The organism is Flavobacterium sp. UM26, from assembly GCF_057922445.1.
This window is the reverse complement of sequence record NZ_JBVHCY010000010.1, coordinates 88,728-111,579: the sequence shown is the minus strand read 5'-3', so window position 1 is coordinate 111,579 and position 22,852 is coordinate 88,728. Positions and strand designations below refer to the sequence as shown.

The following is a 22,852-nucleotide window of genomic DNA, read 5'->3' as shown; positions in this document are numbered from 1 at the left end:
CATTTGAAATTCAAAAAATATAACAAAAATAAGTCAAACTGTTATATTTTTATATCTTTGAAGCACTCATAAAAAACCGAAACCTATGACTTTTGATAGAAAAGAACTTAGCAACGAACAATTAATTAGTCTCTATAAAAAAATACTGTTTCCTAGATTAATCGAAGAAAAAATGCTCATTCTAATAAGACAAGGCAAAGTGTCTAAGTGGTTTTCTGGTATTGGTCAAGAAGCTATTGCTGTGGGAATTACCGCTGTCTTAGACCAGGATGAGTATATATTGCCTATGCATAGAAACTTAGGCGTTTTTACAGGACGCGATATTCCTTTACACCGATTATTTTCACAATGGCAAGGTAAAGCCAATGGTTTTACAAAAGGTAGAGATCGTAGTTTTCACTTTGGTACCCAAGAATATAAAATCATTGGAATGATTTCGCATTTGGGTCCGCAATTGGGAGTGGCCGATGGGATTGCGTTGGCTAATACTTTAAAAAAGAATAATAAAATTACAGCCGTTTTTACAGGTGAAGGGGCTACAAGTGAAGGCGACTTTCACGAAGCATTAAACATTGCTGCTGTTTGGGATTTGCCGGTTCTTTTTGTTATAGAAAATAACGGATATGGACTTTCTACTCCCACAAATGAACAATACCGTTGTGAAAATCTAGCCGATAAAGGAAAAGGTTACGGTATGGAAAGTCATATTGTAGATGGGAATAATATTTTGGAAGTTTTTAATTTGATTTCCGAATTAAAAGCTTCAATGATTGAGCGTCCACGTCCTATTTTACTAGAGTTTAAAACGTTTAGAATGCGAGGCCACGAAGAGGCAAGCGGCACTAAATACGTTCCTCAAGAATTGATGGATTTGTGGGCCGCAAAAGATCCTGTGACCAATTATAAAAATTTCTTAGTTGAAAACGGTATACTTTCAGAAGCATTGGATGCTGAAATGAAAGCAGAAATCAAAAAGGTAATTGATGCCGATTGGGCTTTGGCTAATGCCGAACCAGAAATAGAAGCTAGTTTTGCCGAAGAGCTAAACGATGTCTACAAACCCTATGTTGCAGAAATTGTAGAACCCTCAGGAGCAACAGAAAATATTCGTTTTATAGATGCTATTAGTCAAGGATTAAAACAATCCATGCAGCGCTATGAAAACTCAGTAATTATGGGGCAAGACATTGCTGAGTATGGAGGTGCTTTTAAAATAACTGATGGTTTTGTGGCTGAATTTGGAAAGGAACGCGTTCGAAATACTCCAATTTGCGAAAGCGCAGTTGTCTCTGCGGCTATGGGATTATCTATTAATGGATACAAAGCCATTATGGAAATGCAATTTGCAGACTTTGTTTCTACAGGTTTTAATCCAATAGTAAATCTATTGGCAAAATCGCATTATCGTTGGTTAGAAAAAGCCGATGTTGTGGTCCGAATGCCTTGTGGCGGTGGGACACAAGCGGGACCTTTTCATTCTCAAACCAATGAAGCTTGGTTTACCAAAACACCAGGTTTGAAAGTAGTGTATCCGGCTTTTCCATATGATGCCAAAGGATTATTGAATGAATCCATTAATGATCCAAATCCGGTTTTATTTTTCGAACATAAATTATTGTACCGTTCCATTTATCAAGAGGTTCCAAAGGAGTATTACACGCTTCCTTTAGGTAAAGCATCTCTTTTAAAAGAAGGGGAACAAATCACCATTATTGCTTTTGGAGCTACCGTTCATTGGGCCTTAGAAACCTTGGATAAAAATCCACAGCTTAGTGCTGATGTGATTGATTTACGTACCTTGCAACCCTTGGACACCGAAACTATTTTTGCTTCTGTAAAGAAAACAGGAAAAGCCATTATTGTGCAAGAAGACAGTCTTTTTGGTGGAATTGCCAGTGATTTGTCTGCATTGATTATGGAAAATTGTTTTGAGTATTTAGATGCGCCAGTAAAACGAGTTGCTAGTTTGGATTCGCCAATCCCATTTACTAAGGCGTTGGAAGACCAATATTTACCAAAAGGTAGATTTGAAAAGGAATTACTGGATTTAATAGCTTATTAATTGCAAAAGGGTTGCTTGTATTTTTGTATATGAGCAACCTTTCTATTTTAGTAAAGACAGAAATTTTTCTTTAATTAAGTTTATTTCGGTCAAATGTTCGTTTTTCTTTCTTGAAGCAAAATAGAGTTTATTTACCAAAGGATTATTTCCTTTCCAAATTAATTGAACAGCCCCATTTTCTATCTCGTTTTTGCAAAGAAAATCAGGAACTACTGCTAAACCAGATCCCGAGCTTAAACAACGAACAATTGAATTGATATTTGGAACAATGTAATTAGGTCTAAAATCAGGATGCTTATTAAAATTTAATTGCCAAAATTTACGAAGATGCTCCATATCGCCAGTAGTTCCATACCATTTTTGCTGTTTTAACCAAGTTTCGATTTCTAACAAATTCTCATTCTTAAGTATTGCATTAAATTCATCACCGTCAGTCTCTTTTCCTCCAATAAGAACAATGGTTTCTTTAGAGAACTCTTGATAATCGATTCCGTTTTTAGTTACCATTTGTGGCGTTATGATAAGGTCTAGGATTCCTTTTTCTAAATTTTCTATCATCTCTGGGTATAATCCAAATTGAATGATCATATTGAAAGGCAAACTAGAAACAAATTGCTCTAAAGTAATCTGAAAGGTTTCAAAACACATTCCTACGCTAATGGTTGGTGTGTCTTTTTCTGTACTTCGTTGGAACGTTTTTTCTGCTTCTTCTAGTTTATTCAATGCTTCAACTATAAAATTGTAAAGAACTTTTCCTCTTTCGGTAGGAATCATTTTTCTCCCACTTCGGTCAAATAATTTATATCCTACATAATTTTCTAAAGCACTTAAATGCAAACTTACCCCAGGTTGAGATATGAATAGCACCTCTGCTGCATTCGTCAAAGTTCCTGTTTTATAAATCGCTTTAAAGGTTCGATACCATTCAAAATTCACCATAACTATTATAATTATAATACAAAGGTATAATTTATATTGTTTTTGTAATAGATAAATGCGTTCTAACTTTGCAAAGTCAAAAAAATACAACTTATATCATGAAAAAAATATTTATAATCAATGGTGGACAAAAATTTGGTCATTCAGGTGGACGATTCAATGAAACTATTGCATCTGCCTCTTTGGAATTCTTTGAAAGTAATCCAAATTTTCAAGTAAAAATGACCAATATTAATGACGAGTATAATCCAAAAGATGAAGTAGAAAAATTTGTTTGGGCTGATGTAATTATTTATCATACTCCAATATGGTGGTTTCAATTGCCTCACGGTTTTAAAAAGTATATTGATGTTGTTTTTACAGAAGGTCATGCTAATGGCATTTACAAAAGCGATGGTCGTTCTGCTGAAAATCCAGCAATAAATTATGGAACTGGTGGCATGTTGATAGGAAAACAATATATGGTTACCACTTCATGGAACGCGCCCAAAGAAGCTTTTACTTTACCAGGGGAGTTTTTTAGTCAACATTCTGTAGATGAAGGGCCGTTATTTGGTTTTCATAGAATGAATGCGTTTGTAGGATTACAACCATTACAAAGTATGCATTTTCACGATATTGAGAAAAATGCCAATGTTGAAAAGGACTTAGAAAAATATCAAAACCATTTGGAACAACTATTTTTAAATTAATTATGAAAATAAATCTAACTGCGATTTTAAAAAGTAAACCTGAGAATATTGAAGAACTTCGTCACATACTTTTGGATATGGTTTATCAGTCCAAATCAGAAACTGCTTGTGTTCAATATGAATTGCACCAAGACAAAAATGACAAATCTCTTTTTATTTTTCATGAAGTATGGGAAAATCAAACTGGTTTTGACCTTCATAATCAACAAAGTTACATCCAGTCTTTTTTTCAAAATTCAAAATCATTCCTTCAAGAAGAACCCTTGTTATATTTTACGAATCGAATTGCATAAAAATTTGTGCACTCAGGGCGTATGGTTTAATTTTGAAAACCAACTGTAAGAGAGAGAAAATATGAAACCACTCAAAGAAAAACTATTAATTCAAGATTCTACAATTCATAAAGTGCAATATGATACGGAGTGGTTTTTCAATTTGGAGGATATGGCTTTTTACCTAAAAGAAGACCTTTCGGAGGTGGAATGGATTTATTTGCCAATGATGATAGAAGGGGAGCAGGAAATTGTGAGATGCTGCACTTTTGAAGATATTCTGAGAGGTAGAAAAGAACTATAAACAAAAAGGAGGTATAATTAGTACCTCCTTTTTCCTTTTTTATCGATTATTTATTTTGGCTTTTTCTTTTATGATTTCACTAATTTTTCTGTTTTCAATTTTGCTTTCTAGCCACGAAATGATATCCAAGTATAAGAAAGCTCTTTTTTCATAGGTGTTCTTGTCGAGTTCAACAAAACGCTCTTTCATTTTTATAAACTCCTTTTTGATATCACTTGGATAAATCGAGTTTAAGTTTTTCATAAAACGAATAATTTCTTTTTGCACTTCATGTAAATCATTCATCTTAATCAAAAATTTATAGGTGTTTTTGATTTGGTTTTCGATGTAAAAATCTTTACCTAATTCATAATGAGCAATTAAGCATAAAAGCCTAGAAAAACACATCAAATCTTCACGCATTGATAAGTTTTTGTTGTTGATTATTTTTTCAAGATAATTAATGCACTCCGCATATTTTTCGTTTCCAAAATAGATTGAAGCTATCTTGTAATAAAACAACATCTCATGATGCTCATCAAGATGGTCATTGTGAATTTTGAGTTTATTCAAAATCTCTGGAATCAGATATTCGCTTTCTACAAATGAGCCTTCTAGAATGTGATAATTGAGTTTGTTGTTATACAAATACAGAAAGGACAAGCAAGCAATATTGTCGTTGATTGGAAAACGAGCATCTTTGATGGTTTCTTCAAGTAAAACTAAGTATTTCTTGAACTTTGATTTGTACTTGAGCATATATAATGACTCCAAAAGATAATTATTTCCTTTCAAGAAAAACACAGGGTTCAAATAAATCATGTTGGGATTGTCATAAAACAAGGTCACCCACTTAAAGGCATATTTATAACTGGCCAAAAAGTCCTGAACCAAGAAACTACGCCATAAATTGGCATTGTAAAACCAGTATTTTTCTCTAAAACCAAATTTACTTTCGTCTAATTTGGAGATGTGCTTTTTGAAATAATCATCAATGTATTTGTACTCGGCATCACTTTTTACATAGCCCGTTTTCAGCATAATACCATATAACTGCAACGAAAGATTGGATAGCTTACTCGAAATGGTATTACGGTAATTTAACTCTTTAGCCTGTACTACTAATTCATCAGCACGACCTTGAATACTTCTTGTGATGTATTGTGACTCGATTAGTTTCTCAAATTCAACAATTTCAAAAGCCATATATTTTTCATCATTTTCAATGGCTAAAGCTTTGGTTTTATCTAAAATTTTCAAGCTTTGTTTATACAATCCTTTGTTGTACAAAATCACTGCAAAATCAATCTGTTCACGCAATTGATAACGAATATTTTGACTTGGAATATTTAAGCGAATGCTAACAAGGATTTGTTTGTACAAATACGACTTCAAATTGGATAATTGTACTTTTTTGATCAATCCATTTTTTAAAATCATCTTTTCATCATAGACTTCTGATTTATCCAAAATATTGAAAAGCTCGATGAATTTGGTATTTGAACTAGTCTCTAATCGACTGGCAAAAATCTTAAATTGACGTTTTTCAGACTTGGAAAGGGACTTTATTAAAACAAATAAAAAATCTTTTTGATGGTTAGCCATTGTAAAATAATGTATCTTAAACTATTGATAATCAAATAATTGAAAACAATTAACTGCTTTTATAAAGAGTATATTTGAATATATTGGTTTTTGTGCTTGTGTAACGAAATCTATTTTTGTTTAGAGATGTGAAATTACATTAAATAAATTAAAATGAATAGAGAGAAAGTTCAAATTTTTGACACCACACTAAGAGATGGAGAGCAAGTTCCTGGATGCAAGCTAGATACCAAACAAAAGCTGGTAATTGCAAATCGTTTAGACGAAATGGGAGTTGATATCATAGAAGCTGGTTTTCCGGTTTCAAGTCCAGGTGATTTTTTATCTGTTTCTGAAATTAGCAAAATTGTAAAAAATGCAACGGTTTGTGGTTTAACCAGAGCCGTAAAAAACGATATAGATGTTGCTGCTGATGCTTTAAGATATGCCAAAAAACCTAGAATTCATACAGGAATTGGTACCTCAGATTCGCACGTAATACACAAATTGAATACAACAAGAGAAGATGTAATCGAAAGAGCAAAAGCGGCCGTTGCCCACGCAAAATCATATGTAGAAGATGTAGAATTTTATGCTGAAGATGCTGGTCGTACCGATAATGAATTTTTGGCACGAGTCTGTGAGGAAGTCATTAAATCGGGAGCTACTGTTTTAAATATACCAGACACAACTGGTTATTGCTTGCCAGAAGAATACGGTGCAAAAATAAAATACTTGAAAGAAAATGTAAAAGGTATTGAGAATGTAATTCTTTCTTGTCATTGTCATAACGATTTAGGAATGGCCACAGCCAATTCAATTGCTGGAGCTATAAACGGAGCAAGACAAATAGAATGTACTATCAATGGTATTGGTGAACGCGCCGGAAATACAGCACTTGAAGAAGTGGTAATGATTTTCAAACAACATCCTTATTTGAATTTAGACACCAATATTAATACTCGACAATTGAACGAAATGAGTCGATTGGTTTCTGAAAGTATGGGAATGATTGTACAGCCTAATAAAGCAATCGTGGGTGCCAATGCTTTTGCTCATAGTTCAGGAATTCACCAAGATGGTGTAATTAAAAACAGAGCCACCTATGAAATTATGGATCCATTAGACGTTGGTGTCAATGAATCATCTATTATTTTGACAGCAAGAAGTGGCCGCGCTGCTTTGGCTTACCGAGCAAAGAAAGTAGGTTATGAATTAACCAAAGTACAATTGGATATTGTTTATCAAGAATTTTTAAAGTTCGCAGACATTAAAAAAGAAGTGGTTGATACCGATATTCATCAAATCATAGCCGCTTGTAAAATTGAAAGCGAGCTAGCCAAAAACTAAACCAAAAGACTATTAAGACCAAAAAATTATGAATTTAAAAATAGCAGTACTTTCAGGAGACGGAATAGGTCCAGAGGTAACAATGCAAGCTAAAAAAGCGTTGAACGCTATTGGCGTGGTTTACAACCACGAATTTGTTTTTGAAGATGCTTACATAGGTGCAATTGCTATCGAAAAAACTGGAAAACCATTACCGGAACAGACTTTAAATTTATGTAGAAATACGGATTGTATACTGTTTGGTGCAATCGGAGATCCGATGTATGATAATAATCCAACTGCAAAAGTTCGTCCAGAACAAGGATTATTGAAATTAAGAAAAGAATTAGGCTTATATGCTAATATTCGCCCCATAAAAGCTTATCCACATTTAATGAGTTCCTCCCCTGTAAAAAAAGAAGTTTTAAATGGAACTGATTTTGTGGTGTACAGAGAACTCAATGGAGGCTTGTATTTTGGCAAAAAAACAACCAACGAAACCGAAACCTATGCTTCGGATTTGTGTGAATACAATGAATCTGAAATTGCAAAAATCACGCATTTGGCTTTCAAAGCTGCTCAAGCTAGACGCAAGAAAGTAACATTAGTAGACAAAGCCAATGTATTAGAAACCTCACGTCTTTGGAGAAGAGTAGTTACAGAAATTGCTTCTGAATATCCTGAAGTTGAATTGAATTTCTTGTATGTAGACAATGCAGCAATGCAAATCATTTTGAATCCAAGACAGTTTGATGTTTTATTGACCGATAATTTGTTTGGTGATATTCTTTCAGATGAAGCAAGCGTTATCTCGGGTTCAATCGGGTTAATGGCTTCTGCTTCTATTGGAGATTATCATTCATTGTTTGAACCTATTCACGGTTGTTATACCGAAGCTAAAGATAAAAATATTGCTAATCCAATCGCTTCGATTTTGTCTGTAGCTATGCTATTAGAACATTTTGGATTGTTTGAGGAAGCTAAAAAAGTAATTGCTGCGGTAGAAGCTGCCATAAGTAATCAGGTCGTCACCGTAGATTTAAGGGTAGATTCACGATTTGGAACAAATGAAGTTGGGGATTTTATTGCTAATCACATTATGGATGCAGAAGATTTGTACTTCAAAAAAGATTTTGTACAAATTGGTCGATCAACTATAGTCTAGTTTATTGATAAAACATTAAAAATAGAGGATTCATTGTTTTTTTATCCAAACTTTTAGTAGATTTGGACTTCAATAAAAAAAAAACAATGCAAAAACATAACAATATTATTACCTCTATTATTAATGTCATCGTAATTATTACGCAGGCAAGAGGAATGGTATGATACTATGTTATAAACATATATAGAAAACCTTCCAGTCTCTTGGGAGGTTTTTTTTTACACAATATTTAAAAAAAAAAAAAATAGATATACATAAAAATGGAATTAAATAAATACAGTAAAACAATTACACAAGACGAAACACAACCAGCAGCACAAGCAATGTTGTACGGAATTGGATTAACTGAGGAAGATTTAAAAAAAGCACAAGTAGGAATTGTAAGCATGGGATACGAGGGAAATACCTGTAACATGCACTTAAATGATTTAGCAAAACACGTCAAAAAAGGGGTTTGGGATGCCGATTTAGTAGGCTTGATTTTTAATACAATTGGTGTTAGTGATGGAATCTCTAACGGTACTGACGGAATGCGTTATTCATTGGTTTCAAGAGATGTTATTGCTGATTCTATTGAGACTGTAATGGGAGCGCAATGGTATGATTCTATGATTGCCATACCAGGATGTGATAAAAACATGCCCGGAGCATTAATTGCTATGGGAAGAGTAAATAGACCAGCCATTATGGTTTATGGCGGATCAATTCATTCAGGTGAATGGAAAGGTGAGAAGCTTAATATTGTTTCTGCCTTTGAAGCCTTGGGTAAAAAATTGAAAAATACAATTTCTGAAGAGGATTTTAAAGGAGTAATTCAAAATTCTTGTCCAGGTCCTGGTGCTTGCGGTGGAATGTACACAGCCAATACTATGGCTTCGGCTATAGAAGCCCTAGGAATGAGTTTACCATACAGTTCATCGAATCCAGCTTTGAGTGAACAAAAAAGAAATGAATGTTTGGATGCTGGTAAATATATCCGTTTGTTGCTCGAAAAAGACATCAAGCCAAGAGATATTATGACTCGAAAAGCGTTTGAAAATGCGATTACGATTGTAGCTGTTCTTGGTGGTTCTACAAATGCTGTAATGCATTTAATCGCTATGGCGCATTCAGTTGATATTGAAATTACTTTAAAAGATTTTCAAAATATTAGTGACAAAACACCTATGCTAGGTGATTTGAAACCAAGTGGTAAATACATGATGGAGAATCTTCATTATGCAGGAGGAGTTCCAGCAGTATTGAAGTATTTATTGAAAAACGGTTTGATCCACGGAGATTGTATGACAGTAACTGGTAAAACAGTAGCTGAAAATCTAGCTGACATTCCAGATTTAAATGATGGTCAGGACGTTATTCACGAAATACAAAAGGCATTAAAACCTACAGGAAATATTCAAATTTTATACGGAAATCTTGCTGAAGAAGGTTGTGTTGCCAAAATAAGTGGTAAAGAAGGTGAATATTTTGAAGGAACTGCCGTAGTTTTTGAAAGTGAATTCGAGGTTATTCCTGGAATTGAAGCTGGAAAAGTAAAACCAGGTAATGTAGTCGTTATTAGATACTGTGGTCCCAAAGGTGGTCCAGGTATGCCAGAGATGCTTAAACCAACATCTGCCATAATGGGAGCTGGCTTAGGAAATTCGGTAGCTTTAATTACAGATGGTAGATTCTCAGGAGGTTCTCATGGTTTTGTAGTAGGTCACATCACTCCAGAAGCTTATGATGGTGGAGGAATTGCTTTAGTAGAAGAGGGAGACGTAATTGCTATTGACGCCGTCAAGAATACAATTAACCTTAAAATTTCTGATGAAGAATTTGCAAGACGTAAAGCCAATTGGGTACAACCACCACTAAAAGTTACAAAAGGAGTGTTACTTAAATACGCTAGATCGGTCTCTAGTGCTTCAACAGGATGTGTAACCGATAAATAACTAGATGACATAAAAATGAAAGCAATTTCATTTCAAAATAAGAATACCAATGGTAACAAATAAAATTACAGGCGCTGAAGCAATCATCAGATGCCTATTAGAAGAAGGTGTAGACATCGTTTATGGATATCCAGGTGGAGCCATAATGCCTGTATACGATGAATTATATAAATTTCAGGATCAGTTGCATCATGTTTTAGTTCGACACGAACAAGGAGCAACGCATGCTGCACAAGGATATGCAAGAGCTACTGGAAAAGTAGGAGTAGCCATCGCTACATCTGGACCAGGAGCTACAAATTTAGTCACTGGAATTGCCGATGCTCAAATCGATTCAACTCCAATGGTTTGCATTACAGGTCAGGTTGGGAAACATTTATTGGGTTCTGATGCTTTCCAAGAAACGGATATTATAGGGATTTCGACTCCGGTAACCAAATGGAATTACCAAGTTACAGAAGCTTCAGAAATTCCAGAAATCATCGCTAAAGCTTTTTACATTGCTCGTTCAGGACGTCCAGGACCAGTTTTGGTGGATATTACTAAAAACGCTCAGTTTGATGAACTTGATTTTAGTTACAGCAAATGTAAAGGAGTTCGTAGTTACATACCAAAACCTATTTTAGATCACCAAAAAGTTGCTGAAGCGGCTGCATTGATCAATAGCGCCAAAAAACCTTACATTGTTTTTGGTCAGGGTGTAATCTTGGGGCAAGCTGAGGAATTATTAAAAGCGGTAATTGAAAAAACAGGAATACCAGCAGCTTGGACAATCTTAGGTCTTTCTGCGTTACCATCAGATCATCCTTTAAACGTTGGTATGTTGGGAATGCATGGTAATTATGGCCCAAATATTTTAACCAATGAATGCGATGTTTTGATTGCCATCGGTATGCGTTTCGATGATCGTGTTACGGGTAATTTAGCAACCTATGCTAAACAAGCCAAAATAATTCACTTTGAAATTGACCCAGCAGAGGTTGATAAAAATGTAAAAACAGATATAGCGGTTTTGGGTGACGTAAAAGAATCGTTAGCGGCACTTTTACCATTGGTAGAAGCTAAATCACATGAAGCCTGGCATAACGAATTCAAAGAAAAATATAAAATTGAATTAGATAGTGTTATCAATGACGAGTTAAGGCCAAAGGGTGAAGGAATTTCGATGGGAGAAACTATCGAAATGATAAACAAGCACTCTAAAGGTGATGCAATTATGGTTTCTGACGTTGGGCAACACCAAATGTTTACCTGTCGTTATTCTAAATTCAATCAATCTAAAAGTAATATTACATCTGGAGGCTTAGGAACGATGGGATTTGCTTTGCCTGCAGCTATAGGTGCCAAAATGGGACAACCAGATCGTGAAGTAGTCGCAATTATTGGTGATGGTGGATTCCAAATGACAATTCAGGAATTAGGAACTATTTTTCAAACTAGAGTACCTGTAAAAATTGTGGTTTTAAATAACGAATTTTTAGGAATGGTAAGACAATGGCAGCAGTTGTTTTTTGACAAACGCTATGCTTCTACAGAGATGATTAATCCCAACTTCATTGCGATTGCAGAAGGCTATTACATTAAAGCTAAAAAAGTGACCAAAAGGGAGGATTTAGATGCTGCTGTTGCTGAGATGTTAGCTTCAAAAGAAGCTTATTTCTTGGAAGTAGTAGTAGAAAAAGAAAACAATGTATTTCCAATGATTCCAACAGGAGCCTCAGTTTCTGATATCAGATTAAGTTAAAAGTTATGGAAAATAAAACATTCACAATTTCTGTATATTCAGAAAACAACGTAGGCTTATTGAACAGAATTTCAGGGATATTCTTGAAACGTCATATAAATATTTTGAGTTTAAATGTATCCGAGTCAGAGATAGAAAACGTTTCTCGATTTGTAATTGTAGTTAATACAACCGAAAAATGGGTACAAAACATCGTAGGTCAAATTGAAAAACAGATTGAAGTAATTAAGGCTTTTTACCACATCGATGAAGAAACCATCTTCTTGGAAAGCGCTATTTTCAAAATCGAATCGAGTTTGCTTTTTGATGAACGACAAATTCAAAATATTATCAAAGAAAGCAATTCACAAATTGTTACGGTTTCGAGAGACTTTTTTGTGATTTCAAAATCAGGAAAGCGTTCAGAAATAGAGGAGCTGTATGCTAAACTAAAACCATTTGGAATCATGCAATTTGTACGTTCAGGACGTATTTCAATTTCTAAAACAAAAATGGAAATTTCGGCAATATTGGAGAATTTATAGCGTACTATCTCATTGAAATAGTCGTAACAAGAATTTCAAAACAGAACCAAATAAAAACTATTAATTATAAAATTTTACATTCATTAAATATTAAAAAAATGGCAAATTATTTCAATTCATTACCACTTAGATTACAATTAGAACAATTAGGCGTTTGCGAATTCATGGATCAATCAGAATTTGCAAATGGAATAACAGCTTTGGCAGGAAAAAAAGTAGTCATTGTAGGTTGTGGAGCTCAAGGATTAAACCAAGGTTTAAACATGAGAGATTCAGGTTTAGATATTTCTTATGCTTTGCGTGCAGAGGCAATTGCTCAAAAAAGAGCTTCTTATATGAATGCTGCAGATAATGGTTTTAAAGTTGGAACCTATGAAGAATTGATTCCAAGTGCAGATTTAGTTTGTAATTTAACTCCAGATAAACAACATACTGCGGTGGTAAGTGCTATTATGCCTTTGATGAAAGAAGGAGCTACTTTAGCTTATTCTCACGGGTTTAACATTGTTGAGGAAGGAATGCAAATTCGTAAAGATATTACGGTAATTATGTGTGCTCCAAAATGCCCAGGATCCGAAGTACGTGAAGAATACAAAAGAGGTTTTGGAGTTCCTACTTTAATTGCAGTACATCCAGAAAATGACCCAAATGGATTTGGTTTAGAGCAAGCTAAAGCCTATGCTGTGGCTACAGGAGGTCATAGAGCAGGTGTTTTAAAATCTTCTTTCGTTGCTGAAGTAAAATCAGATTTAATGGGAGAGCAAACCATATTATGTGGATTGTTACAAACAGGCTCTATTTTGTGTTTTGACAAAATGGTAGAAAAAGGTATCGAGCCAGGTTATGCTTCAAAATTGATTCAATACGGTTGGGAAACGATTACCGAAGCACTAAAACATGGAGGAATCACCAATATGATGGATCGTTTGAACAATCCTTCGAAAATTGAAGCTTATGAATTGGCAGATGAACTAAAAGATATCATGCGTCCACTATTCCAAAAGCATATGGATGATATTATTTCTGGTGAATTTTCAAGAAATATGATGATTGATTGGGCAAATGACGATATCAACTTATTATCATGGAGAGCCGCTACAGCCGAAACTAATTTTGAAAAAACAGCACCTACTACAGCGCCAATCTCTGAACAAGAGTATTTTGATAACGGAGTTCTACTAGTTGCTATGGTAAAAGCAGGTGTGGAGTTGGCTTTTGAAACCATGACAGAATCTGGAATCATTGAAGAATCGGCTTATTATGAGTCATTGCACGAATTGCCATTGATTGCTAATACTGTAGCTAGAAAAAAATTATACGAAATGAACCGAATCATTTCGGATACAGCTGAGTACGGTTGTTATTTGTTTGATCATGCGTGCAAACCTTTGTTGGTTGATTTTATGCAAGCTATAGATACAAATGTAATTGGTAAACCATTTTCAACTTCAAATGAAGTAGATAATGCTGTGTTGATTGCAGTAAATAATAGCATTCGTCAACATCCAATCGAAGAAGTAGGAGCTTGGTTGCGTGAATCGATGACTGCAATGAAAAAAATAGGTTAATGAATGGAATTACCACACATGGGAGCGTGTGCTGAATAACTATCTTATCGATATTCTCTTGGTTTTTAGTTTGAATTAGTTATTAAATGTAAAATTGGGCTAGACGATTTGATACTCTCAGATTCACTTAACTTCGTTGGGGAGTTAAGTGAATGTAATCCGGAAAAAGAAATGATTGTTATAAATTGAAGTTAAATTGTTATTTCTAAAGGCAAACTGTAACAAGTTTGCCTTTTTTATTGTATCAAAACCTACAAAAAACTGTATTTAATGCAATCAACAATCAAAGGAATTAGTATATTTGGTTTTGATTAATCAACAAAAGAGTATAGAATTAATATCTTCGCAAAAAATTAAAAAAGATGAGTTATTTTAAAATCGAAAATTTAGAACAATATTTTAAACATTATAATAAATCGGTAAGAGAACCTAGAAAATTTTGGGGGAAAATTGCCGAAGAAAATTTTACTTGGTATCAATATTGGGATAAAGTAGTTGATTTTAATATGGCTACTGCTGAAGTAAAATGGTTTACCGAAGCTAAAGTAAATATCACCAAAAACTGCATTGATCGTCACCTAGCTAAGAGAGGTGAAAAAAATGCCATCATTTTTGAACCCAACAATCCAGAAGAAGCTGCACAACACATTACCTATAACGAATTGCATCAACGAGTTTGTAAAATGGCTAATGTATTGAGAGAACAAGGAATTTCAAAAGGAGATCGTGTTTGTATCTACTTACCAATGATACCAGAATTGGCTGTTTCGATTTTAGCTTGTGCTAGAATTGGAGCCATTCATTCTGTTATTTTTGCAGGATTCTCTTCTTCGGCAGTTGCATCAAGAATTAATGATAGTGAATGTAAAATGGTCATTACTTCTGATGGTGGATATAGAGGGAATAAAACTATAGATTTGAAAGGGATTATTGATGAAGCGTTAGAAACATGTCCTTCGGTGCAATCTGTTTTGGTTGTGAAAAGAACAGAGACGGCAATTAACATGAAATCAGGAAGAGACCAATGGTTACAACCTCTTTTGGAACAGGCTTCTGATAATAATGTAGCTGAAATAATGGATGCAGAAGATCCTTTGTTTATTCTTTATACTTCGGGTTCTACAGGAAAACCAAAAGGAATGGTACATACAACAGCTGGTTACATGGTGTACACTTCTTATACTTTCAAAAATGTTTTTAATCACGAAGAAAATGACATCTTTTGGTGTACCGCTGATATTGGATGGATCACAGGACATTCTTATACACTTTATGGTCCCTTGTTAAACGGTGGAACGACAGTTATTTTTGAAGGAATTCCTTCTTACCCAGATTTTAGTCGTTTTTGGGAAACTATCGAAAAACATAAAGTAACACAATTTTATACAGCCCCAACTGCTATTCGTTCTTTGGCTAAAGAAAGTTTGGAGTATGTGCAGCGTTTCCCATTAAAATCATTAAAAGTTATTGGTTCTGTAGGAGAACCCATTAATGAAGAGGCATGGCACTGGTTTAATGACCACGTTGGCGACAAGCGTTGTCCAATCGTAGATACTTGGTGGCAAACCGAAACAGGTGGTATCATGATCGCACCTATTTCTTTTGTAACCCCAACCAAACCAACTTACGCAACTTTACCTTTACCTGGAATTCAGCCTGTTTTGATGGATGATAAACGAAACGAAATCGAAGGCAATCAAGTTGTAGGAAGTTTGTGTATTAAATTCCCTTGGCCTGGTATTGCCAGAACAATTTGGGGAGATCACCAGCGTTATATCGACACCTATTTTTCTACATTCCCAGGCAAATATTTTACTGGTGATGGTGCTTTACGTGATGAAGTTGGATATTACAGAATCACCGGCCGCGTTGATGATGTGGTAATTGTTTCTGGACACAATTTGGGTACAGCTCCAATTGAAGACGCGATCAATGAGCATCCTGCTGTTGCTGAATCTGCCATTGTTGGATTCCCACACGATATCAAAGGAAATGCCTTATACGGTTACGTTATTTTGAAAGAAACTGGAGAATCTAGAGATAGAGATAATTTGGTAAAAGAAATTAATCAAATCATAACTGATCATATTGGTCCAATTGCTAAATTAGACAAAATCCAATTTGTAACAGGCTTACCAAAAACACGTTCAGGAAAAATTATGCGCCGAATTTTACGTAAGATTGCCGAAGGTGATTTCTCTAATTTTGGAGATACTACAACTTTACTTAATCCAGAAATTGTGGATGAAATAAAAAACAACAGATTATAACTAATACATTAAATACAATTTGCTAACTGCTTTATTCAAAAGATAAAGCAGTTTTTTTATATATAAAAGTATATAAACTGTTGCATTCCAAAACATTTCATTAAATTTACCTATATGGTAAACGCAGACATTGTAATCATTGGTGGAGGCTTGGCAGGATTGACTGCTGGAATTCATTTATCCCAAAAAGGGTTTACTGTATTTATTATTGAAAAAAACGAATTCCCAAAACATAAAGTCTGTGGTGAATACATTTCTAATGAAGTCAAACCTTACCTAGAATCTTTAGGAGTGCCGATTCAGGATGCGAATCCAACTTCAATTACTCAATTTGAATTTGTGACTTTGAATAATGTTAGTTTGCATCAAAAATTACCTTTGGGCGGATTTGGCATTAGTCGCTATGCCTTAGATTATTTATTATATCAAAAAGCGATAGCAAGCGGATGTACTATCATTAAAAATACCGTAGAAACCTGTGTTTTTGAAAAGAATCAGTTCATTGTTACAACGCAAAGTCAAGAAAAATATTCAGCTAAAATTGTTTTAGGCGCCTTTGGCAAAAGAGCCAATTTAGATTATTATTTGCAGAGAACGTTTATTCAAAAAACATCTCCTTGGTTAGCGGTTAAAAATCATTATCAAGGCAATTTTCCAAATGATGTGGTGGGCCTATATCATTTTAGAGGTGGTTATTGTGGTGTTTCAAAAGTAGAGAATGATCTTATCAATATATGTTATATCACCAATTATAAGGATTTTAAGCGGTATAAGAATCTAGATGATTTTGCAAAAGCGGTACTTTTCAAGAATAAAAAACTGAAACACATTTTGCAAACTTCGATTCCTATTTTCGAGAAGCCATTAACAATCAGTCAAATTTCTTTTGAAAAAAAAGAGCCTGTCTCAGCTCATCTGTTGATGATTGGCGATACTGCTGGTCTTATCCATCCTTTGTGCGGCAACGGGATGGCTATGGCAATACATAGTGCCAAAATAGCATCAGAAGCCAGCATTGATTTCCTTCAGGGTAAATGCGATAGAGTAGCTTTAGAAAACAACTATACTGTAAATTGGAATGCTAATTTTAAAGCTCGTTTACGCATGGGAAGAGGTTTGAGTGTTATTTTGGAACACCCGATTCTAACATTAATACTCTTCCAAGTAGCGGTTCTTTTTCCTTTTATTATGCAACAAATCATCAAACGTACTCATGGTAAACCCATTTCATAAATGAATTGTAAAGTCCCTACAAAATATAGAACTACTTCCGCAGAAATTATGGATGATTTTTCTCTTGAAGGAGAAGAACTTAGAGAGGCTTTGGATAAAATAGCTTCCATTAATCAGTTTTTAGGCGGTAATAAAATCACCCTCGATGGTGTAGAACAATTACTTGAGAATGTTTCTCGTAATGAAACCATTACGATTGTAGATGTGGGATGCGGAAATGGTGACCTATTGCGTATCTTAGCTCAATATGCAGAAAAATCGGGTTTGATTTTTGAATTAATTGGGATCGATGCCAATAGGTTTACAGTGAATCATGCTCAACAGCTGTCGACTGATTACAAAAATATTTCATTTCGTTGTGAGGATATATTTGATGCTGCGTTTCAAGAAGTAAAAGCAGATTTATTTTTGTGCACACTGACTTTACATCATTTCAAAAATGAGGAGATAGAATATTTGTTGCCTTTGTTTTATAGAAATTCACGATTGGGAATAGTTATTAATGATTTGCAGCGAAGTGGCTTAGCATATCGATTATTTCAACTTTTATGTTTTATTTTTCGTCTGAATACAATGTCACGAGAAGACGGATTGACTTCTATTTTGAGAGGTTTTACCAAAGAGGAGTTGATTCATTTTTCAACACAAATGAAATGTCACAAATGGTCCATTCATTGGAGATGGGCTTTTAGATACCAATGGATAATTTCAAAATTATGAGTGTAAAAATTTGTGCCGTAGCCAAACAACTGCCTAATTATTCTAAGGCTACCGAAGAAATTATTCCCTTTGTGGATGCTTGGCTCGAAGGTCAAGACGAACGTTTTATCCGAAAAGTAAAAAAAATATTCGAAGGTGCGGCTGTCGACAAACGGTATTCTATCATGGATCCGGTCGAAGTTTTTACTAAAACTTCTTTCGCGGAACGCAATGCTATTTATATGCGTGAAGTAATTGATTTGGGAGAAAAAGTACTCAACAAAACCTTGCAGCAAGTTCAATGGAAGGCTACCGACATCGACTTTCTTATTACGGTAAGTTGTACCGGGATTATGATTCCGTCACTTGACGCTTATTTGATTAATAATTTGCAATTGCGTCAAGATGTGGTGCGTTTGCCTGTAACCGAAATGGGTTGTGCTGCTGGAATATCAGGTATTATTTATGCTAAAAACTTTCTAAAAGCCAATCCCAGAAAAAGAGCAGCAGTTATAGCAGTCGAAAGTCCTACAGCTACTTTTCAACTTGATGATTATTCGATGGCCAATATTGTGAGTGCTGCAATTTTTGGAGACGGAGCAGCTTGTGTACTGCTTTCTTCAGATGATACAGACGAAGGACCCGAAATCATTGGTGAGGAAATGTATCATTTTTATGACGCCATTCATATGATGGGGTTTGAACTGACCAATTCGGGTTTGCAAATGGTACTCGATAGTACCGTTCCTGAGACGATTGCGAGTCATTTTCCAGCAATTATTCATCCTTTTTTAGCTCAACATCAGTTGTCGATTTCGGATATGGATTATTTGATTTTTCATCCCGGTGGAAAAAAGATAATTCAAACGGTCGAAACACTTTTTGAAGATTTAGGAAAAGATATTGAAGAAACCAAAGCTGTTTTGCGCGAATACGGAAACATGTCTAGCGCTACCGTATTGTATGTTTTGGAAGCAATTATGAATACAAAACCTGTCAAAGGAACCAAAGGACTGATGTTGAGTTTTGGTCCTGGCTTTTCGGCGCAACGTGTTTTATTACAATTTTAAACCATGAAAAGAGAAGAGATACTAGCTAAATTACCCTATTCATCACCTTTTTTGTTTGTTGATAGCATTCAAAAAATTGATGAAAATGGTGTAGTGGGTACCTATTACTATGATGAGAATTTATTCTTTTACAAAGGGCATTTTGTGGGGCATCCGGTAACACCTGGAGTGATTTTGACCGAAACTATGGCACAAATTGGCGTCGTATGTTTGGGGATTTTTATTCTAAATGATAACTTTACAAAAGATAGTGTAATCGCTTTAACATCAAGTGAAATTGATTTTTTAAAACCTGTTTTTCCAAACGAAATCGTAACTGTTTTCTCTGAAAAAATGTATTTCCGTTTTGGTAAATTAAAATGTAAAGTATGGATGGAAAATCAAAAAAAGGAAACCGTTTGCCGAGGTTATATTGCAGGTATGATCAAGTACTAGTTTAGCTATTTATACTTTTAATTTTTAAGCTGCTATGAAAAAAAGAGTTGTGATTACTGGTTTAGGTGTGGTTGCTCCTAATGGAGTAGGAGTTCCTGCTTTTACACAAGCGATACAAAATGGGATTTCAGGAATTCAACACGATCCTGAGCTAGAACGTCTTGACTTTTCATGTCAGATTTCTGGTAAACCTACACTATCTGACGAACTAGCACTCGATTATTTTTCTCCTTTAGAGTTGCGTAATTTTAGGGCTACTGGAATTTTATATGGCGTTATTGCAGGTATGGAAGCATGGAAAAATGCTGGTTTAACTATTGAGAATACGGATGTGCCCGATTGGAACAGCGGAACAATTTTTGGCACTGGAACTTCTGGTATTGAAAAATTTAGAGAGAGTATTTATAAAATAGATGACTTGCAAACCCGCCGTTTGGGGAGTACTGCCGTTGCACAAACCATGAACAGTGGTGTGAGCGCTTATCTAGGCGGAAAATTAGGTTTAGGTAATCAAGTGACGACCAATTCTTCGGCTTGTACCACGGGTGCCGAGAGTATTTTGATGGGCTACGAACGCATTCAATTGGGTTTGGCTAAAAGAATGCTTGTAGGAAGTACTAGCGATTCAGGACCTTATATTTGGGGTGGATTTGATGCGATGAAAGTCTGTACTTTTAAACACAACCATCAACCCGAGCGAGGTTCTAGACCACTTTCAGCGACGGCCTCGGGTTTTGTTCCGAGTAGTGGAGCAGGGGCTTTGGTGATTGAAGACTTGGATACGGCATTGAAACGTGGAGCCTTTATTTATGGCGAAATTTTAGGTGGGAATTGTAATTCTGGAGGACAAAGAGGTCAAGGTACCATGACAGCACCTAATGGAATTGCCGTACAAAGATGCATAACAGATGCGCTTGCTAACGCTGGAATTGCAGCAACCGATTTGGATGCCATAAACGGACATTTGACCGCTACAACCAAAGATGCCTTTGAAATTGAGAATTGGTGCCAAGCACTAAATCGTAAAGGGAATGATTTTCCGTATATCAATTCCTTAAAATCTATGGTAGGGCACTGCTTGTCGGCTGCGGGAAGCATAGAGTGTGTGGCTACTGTCTTGCAATTGCATCATGATTTTTTGTTTCCCAACTTGAATTGTGAGGATTTAAATCCCGATATTTTGGAGTGGATACCTGCGAGTAGAATTCCGCAACTTGCACGTACTGAAAAAATGCAGTATATTGCTAAGGCAAGTTTTGGATTTGGAGATGTAAATGCCTGTATTGTTTTTAAAAAATGGAGTGCAACATAAAATTATTCAACTTAACGATAATATATGAACACAGATCAAAACACCAGAATCGAAGAGCTTAAACAAATCATTAAGCCTTACATTCAACAACCAGAAGCTTTGGAAACACTTACTGAAGAGACGGATTTCATCAAAGATTTACAAATCAATTCGGCGAACTTAGTGGATATTGTTTTGGATATTGAAGAGAAATATGAAATCGTAATCGATAATCCGTCGATGGAGCGCATGCTTACTGTGAAAGCCGCTTTAGAGATAATTGAAAATAAGTTGAACGAATCCTAGTCATTCGATGATCGGGAATGATGTGGTAGATTTGGACTTAGCACGTTTGCAAAGTGCTTGGGAGCGAAAAGGATTTTTGGATAAACTTTTTTTGCCCCAAGAACAGCAATTGATTTTGAGTGCTGAAAATCCAGCACTCATGGTTTGGAATTTATGGACCAGAAAGGAAGCGGCCTATAAAATTTTCAATCGCGAAACGTTAATTCGAGCTTTTAATCCGTTGCAATTTGCTTGTAGCTTTAGTGAAACTTATGAAGGTGTAGTGACCATTCAAAACCAAAGTTACAGTACTCGTACCGAAATACAAGAGAGTAGAATGTATACAATAGCCGTTAGTGATGCGGCTTTTTTTGCTAAGATACAAGTGTTGTCCCCCGAAGCCAAGATTGATAAGGAAAACGGAATACCTTATTGGATTCATCCCGTAACTCAAGTAAAAAATCCCGCTTCTATCACACATCACGGGCGTTTTTGGAATGGGATATATTTGGATATAAATTATTGATAATAAGGTTAAAAAGATAATTTGTTTAAAGCATCTTTTTAAATACAATATACTGTATTCGACTAGTTTTAAAGACAAATTAATTTATTATCTCCAACATGTTATGTAGTGGATTAAAGTATTATTTATTGAAGTAGATTGACAATTTTCGAGTAAACAAAGAGTACCATAGGTCGAAGTGCTAAATACAGAACGCTGCAAAGGAGCACTAAAATAGTTCCAATAAGAATTGGGAGTACACCACCAAAAGTAAAGGTCATGCCAATTGCAAAACCAAGAAAGCATTCTGCTCGGTAAAGGGGCAAGAAAAAAGCAAGCACCAACAACCCAACAAGCATATAAAAAGGCACCTCTTGATTGCCCAGTGTAAAAAATACAGAAAGTACTATCCCAAAAAACAAAGCGCCTACAAAATAGGCAATAAAACTGCTTGGTAAATCTTTGCTTGGTGACTCTTTCTCAATTCGCACTTGTGAGCGGTACAGCAAGAACCAAGTTAGCAAAGGAAGCAAAATACCGCCCCACCAATTCGAAAATGCAGGCAAGTCCTTGTTTTGCAAAAGATGATGACTGGGTACACCGCCGTGAAAATGATCCCAAAGCAATAGCGCCCAAATGAACACTGTTACGAGGATAGTACAATAAATACGCTTTTTTAAAAATGTTGCTGGTTTCACAAAGTGGGGTGGTTAGGAATGGTACGATAAAAGTATCTAACCATTAGTTGCGTTGGGAGTGATATTGTTACAAAATGGATATTATTGCTTTTATTACACGAATTGTTTTTTGAATTCAGAAGTTTGTTAACCTAAACGAAATATTTTCAAGAATTGTTTATGTCATTCTGAGGCACGAAGAATCACATAATGTGAACAGCGTGTTTGATTGCTCCGCCAATTCGCATTGCTCGAGTCCTCCTTCGTCGGAAGGACAAAAAAATGAGTTGA

General features: G+C 35.2%; 21 protein-coding genes. 18 read left to right on the top strand and 3 right to left on the bottom strand.

Going from position 1 to position 22,852, the window contains the following annotated elements:
- The first annotated feature begins 85 nt into the window (after positions 1–85).
- Positions 86–2,062, top strand: coding sequence for an alpha-ketoacid dehydrogenase subunit alpha/beta (locus tag ACZ1AQ_RS12435; protein ID WP_489633214.1), 1,977 nt, complete (start codon positions 86–88; stop codon positions 2,060–2,062).
- Positions 2,063–2,104: 42 nt separating this feature from the next.
- On the opposite strand, the gene ACZ1AQ_RS12430 is transcribed toward ACZ1AQ_RS12435, so the two are convergent.
- Positions 2,105–3,001 carry a LysR family transcriptional regulator gene (locus tag ACZ1AQ_RS12430; protein WP_489633213.1) on the bottom strand — a complete coding sequence of 299 codons (897 nt, stop codon included), beginning with the start codon at positions 2,999–3,001 and terminating at the stop codon, positions 2,105–2,107.
- A 98-nt stretch (positions 3,002–3,099) separates the two neighbouring features.
- Between ACZ1AQ_RS12430 and ACZ1AQ_RS12425 the strand changes: the two genes are divergently transcribed.
- The 3 genes from ACZ1AQ_RS12425 to ACZ1AQ_RS12415 all read left to right on the top strand — a co-directional run bounded on the left by ACZ1AQ_RS12425 (position 3,100) and on the right by ACZ1AQ_RS12415 (position 4,269).
- A complete protein-coding gene (locus ACZ1AQ_RS12425) occupies positions 3,100–3,693 on the top strand; it encodes an NAD(P)H-dependent oxidoreductase (protein WP_489633212.1) in 594 nt (197 codons plus the stop codon).
- A gap of 2 nt (positions 3,694–3,695) precedes the next feature.
- Positions 3,696–3,986, top strand: a complete 291-nt coding sequence (locus ACZ1AQ_RS12420; protein ID WP_489633211.1) for a putative quinol monooxygenase — start codon at positions 3,696–3,698, stop codon at positions 3,984–3,986.
- Positions 3,987–4,047: 61 nt separating this feature from the next.
- Positions 4,048–4,269, top strand: coding sequence for a hypothetical protein (locus ACZ1AQ_RS12415; RefSeq protein WP_489633210.1), 222 nt, complete (start codon positions 4,048–4,050; stop codon positions 4,267–4,269).
- 39 nt (positions 4,270–4,308) lie between these two features.
- Here ACZ1AQ_RS12415 and ACZ1AQ_RS12410 read toward each other — a convergent pair whose 3' ends face one another.
- Complete coding sequence (locus ACZ1AQ_RS12410; RefSeq protein WP_489633209.1) at positions 4,309–5,853, bottom strand: hypothetical protein; 1,545 nt, start codon at positions 5,851–5,853, stop codon at positions 4,309–4,311.
- Between the two features lie 153 nt (positions 5,854–6,006).
- Between ACZ1AQ_RS12410 and ACZ1AQ_RS12405 the strand changes: the two genes are divergently transcribed.
- The 14 genes from ACZ1AQ_RS12405 (at position 6,007) to ACZ1AQ_RS12340 (ending at position 21,905) form a co-directional block, all read left to right on the top strand.
- A complete protein-coding gene (locus tag ACZ1AQ_RS12405; protein WP_489633208.1) occupies positions 6,007–7,182 on the top strand; it encodes a 2-isopropylmalate synthase in 1,176 nt (391 codons plus the stop codon).
- Between the two features lie 28 nt (positions 7,183–7,210).
- Positions 7,211–8,326 carry a 3-isopropylmalate dehydrogenase gene (gene leuB / locus ACZ1AQ_RS12400; protein WP_489633207.1) on the top strand — a complete coding sequence of 372 codons (1,116 nt, stop codon included), beginning with the start codon at positions 7,211–7,213 and terminating at the stop codon, positions 8,324–8,326.
- A gap of 260 nt (positions 8,327–8,586) precedes the next feature.
- A complete protein-coding gene (ilvD, locus tag ACZ1AQ_RS12395; protein ID WP_489633206.1) occupies positions 8,587–10,260 on the top strand; it encodes a dihydroxy-acid dehydratase in 1,674 nt (557 codons plus the stop codon).
- Between the two features lie 49 nt (positions 10,261–10,309).
- Entirely contained in the window at positions 10,310–12,004 is a 1,695-nt protein-coding gene (ilvB, locus tag ACZ1AQ_RS12390) for a biosynthetic-type acetolactate synthase large subunit (RefSeq protein ID WP_489633205.1), read from the top strand.
- Between the two features lie 5 nt (positions 12,005–12,009).
- Positions 12,010–12,528: an acetolactate synthase small subunit gene (gene ilvN, locus ACZ1AQ_RS12385; RefSeq protein ID WP_489633204.1), complete on the top strand. Its 519-nt coding sequence runs from the start codon at positions 12,010–12,012 to the stop codon at positions 12,526–12,528.
- Positions 12,529–12,626: 98 nt separating this feature from the next.
- Complete coding sequence (ilvC, locus tag ACZ1AQ_RS12380) at positions 12,627–14,096, top strand: ketol-acid reductoisomerase (protein ID WP_489633203.1); 1,470 nt, start codon at positions 12,627–12,629, stop codon at positions 14,094–14,096.
- 362 nt (positions 14,097–14,458) lie between these two features.
- Positions 14,459–16,366, top strand: a complete 1,908-nt coding sequence (gene acs / locus ACZ1AQ_RS12375) for an acetate--CoA ligase (RefSeq protein ID WP_489633202.1) — start codon at positions 14,459–14,461, stop codon at positions 16,364–16,366.
- 114 nt (positions 16,367–16,480) lie between these two features.
- Positions 16,481–17,599, top strand: coding sequence for an NAD(P)/FAD-dependent oxidoreductase (locus ACZ1AQ_RS12370; RefSeq protein ID WP_489633201.1), 1,119 nt, complete (start codon positions 16,481–16,483; stop codon positions 17,597–17,599).
- A complete protein-coding gene (locus ACZ1AQ_RS12365) occupies positions 17,600–18,319 on the top strand; it encodes a methyltransferase domain-containing protein (RefSeq protein WP_489633200.1) in 720 nt (239 codons plus the stop codon).
- Positions 18,316–19,368, top strand: a complete 1,053-nt coding sequence (locus ACZ1AQ_RS12360) for a type III polyketide synthase (RefSeq protein WP_489633199.1) — start codon at positions 18,316–18,318, stop codon at positions 19,366–19,368. The genes ACZ1AQ_RS12365 and ACZ1AQ_RS12360 overlap by 4 nt, the downstream gene beginning before the upstream one ends.
- A 3-nt stretch (positions 19,369–19,371) precedes the next feature.
- Positions 19,372–19,803: a 3-hydroxyacyl-ACP dehydratase FabZ family protein gene (locus ACZ1AQ_RS12355; protein ID WP_489633198.1), complete on the top strand. Its 432-nt coding sequence runs from the start codon at positions 19,372–19,374 to the stop codon at positions 19,801–19,803.
- 34 nt (positions 19,804–19,837) lie between these two features.
- Positions 19,838–21,115, top strand: a complete 1,278-nt coding sequence (locus ACZ1AQ_RS12350; RefSeq protein WP_489633197.1) for a beta-ketoacyl-[acyl-carrier-protein] synthase family protein — start codon at positions 19,838–19,840, stop codon at positions 21,113–21,115.
- A gap of 24 nt (positions 21,116–21,139) precedes the next feature.
- Positions 21,140–21,400, top strand: coding sequence for an acyl carrier protein (locus ACZ1AQ_RS12345; RefSeq protein ID WP_489633196.1), 261 nt, complete (start codon positions 21,140–21,142; stop codon positions 21,398–21,400).
- A gap of 7 nt (positions 21,401–21,407) precedes the next feature.
- Entirely contained in the window at positions 21,408–21,905 is a 498-nt protein-coding gene (locus ACZ1AQ_RS12340) for a 4'-phosphopantetheinyl transferase family protein (RefSeq protein WP_489633195.1), read from the top strand.
- Positions 21,906–22,030: 125 nt separating this feature from the next.
- Here ACZ1AQ_RS12340 and ACZ1AQ_RS12335 read toward each other — a convergent pair whose 3' ends face one another.
- Entirely contained in the window at positions 22,031–22,582 is a 552-nt protein-coding gene (locus ACZ1AQ_RS12335; RefSeq protein WP_489633194.1) for a hypothetical protein, read from the bottom strand.
- Between the last annotated feature and the right edge of the window lie 270 nt (positions 22,583–22,852).